Raw genomic sequence first — 1394 nt, forward strand, 5'->3', positions numbered from 1 at the left:
GCCGTTGAAAAATCCCATGAAAATCCCATGACTTTTTTGTTATAATTCCACTCATCCTCTCCCCTCTGCTGAGAATTGCCATGCGTGGGATCGAACGTTCGCAATCGTCGCTTTTCAGTTACGTTTCGCTCGAAGAGCGCATTCCAAAGGACCACCCGATCCGCAAACTCCGGGTTGTGGTCGATCGGCTGCTGCGGCAGATGGACGACAAGATCGACGCCTGTTACAAGAGCCGAGGACGCCCTTCGATTCCACCCTATCGGCTGCTGCGCGCGCTTTTGCTGCAGGCGATCTTCTCGATTCCTTCTGAGCGCCGTCTGGTTCAGGAGATCGAATACAACCTGCTCTACCGCTGGTTTGTCGGGCTGGAGATCGACGAAGCGGTTTGGGACCACTCCACTTTTTCCGCAAACCGCGACCGGCTGCTCAAGGAAGAGATCGTCCGGGAGTTCTTTGAAGCGATACGTGACTATGCCGAGGTTCAAGAGCTGCTCAGTAGCGAGCACTTCTCGGTCGACGGTACGTTGATTGAAGCGTGGGCCTCGTACAAAAGCCTTGTGCCCAAGGAAGAGGACAAAAGGAACGATCCCCCGAAGGGGAGAAACGCGTGGGTCGATTTCAGCAGCGAGCAGCGCAGCAACGCCACCCACTACTCGAGGACTGATCCCGAGGCGCGTCTCTTTCGCAAAAGTGCCGGGGATAAAACCCGGCTCTGTTACATGGGCCATGTGCTTATCGAGCACCGAAGCGGTCTGGTGGTCGATGCCGAGGTGACGCAAGCTACGGGAACGGCGGAGTATGAAGCAGCGGAGAAGATGGTGGCGAGAACCGTGCCCCAGGGTGCCACGCTGGCTGCTGACCGCAAGTATGACGCAGCGCGGTTTGTTGCGGTACTGAAGGGAAGAGATGTGACACCGCACATTGCCCGCCGGAAAAAGGGGAGCAACATTCCCGAGACGATCGCGCAGAGTGACGCTTACCGCGCAAGCCTCACCTTCCGGCGACGGATCGAAGAGGTGTTTGGCTGGGCCAAAACGGTTGGAGGTTTGGCAAAGACCCGGTTCATTGGCCTTGCCCGGGTGAAGACCCAGGCGCTCATCACCTTTGCGGCGTACAACCTGGTGCGCATCGCCAAGATGAGTGGTTGGCCGTTGAAGCCGGCGTGAGGAGAAGGGCGTAGTGTGCCCGTGGGGAGAAGAACAGGAGGCGCTGAGAGAGAAAAGCGGAGCTTTCTGCGGCGCAAAAAGCGAAGCTCTTTGCGAAGCCGAAGCAAAAAGCTGATGAAAACGGTACGCCTTTCCACCTTTTTGCCCCTCTGATTGGGGTGAAGAGGTGAAAAAATTCCCGAGATAGGGAAGGAGACGGCTTACAGGAGGCATTTGTTCAACGGCCTG

Annotated in this window: 1 protein-coding gene; it reads left to right on the plus strand. The window is 57.0% G+C overall.

Annotated elements, in window-relative coordinates; translation table 11 throughout:
* The first annotated feature begins 80 nt into the window (after positions 1-80).
* The gene (locus ACYQ6T_RS10650) at positions 81-1166 is read left to right on the plus strand and encodes an IS5 family transposase (protein WP_459830679.1); all 1086 of its coding nucleotides are present in this window, start codon (positions 81-83) and stop codon (positions 1164-1166) included.
* Positions 1167-1394 lie beyond the last annotated feature (228 nt).

The organism is Hydrogenophilus islandicus (genome assembly GCF_054657095.1).

Excerpts from the sequence above, each read along its gene's own strand:
- ACYQ6T_RS10650 (WP_459830679.1), top strand. The coding sequence starts at position 81 with ATGCGTGGGATCGAACGTTCGCAATCGTCGCTTTTCAGTTACGTTTCG.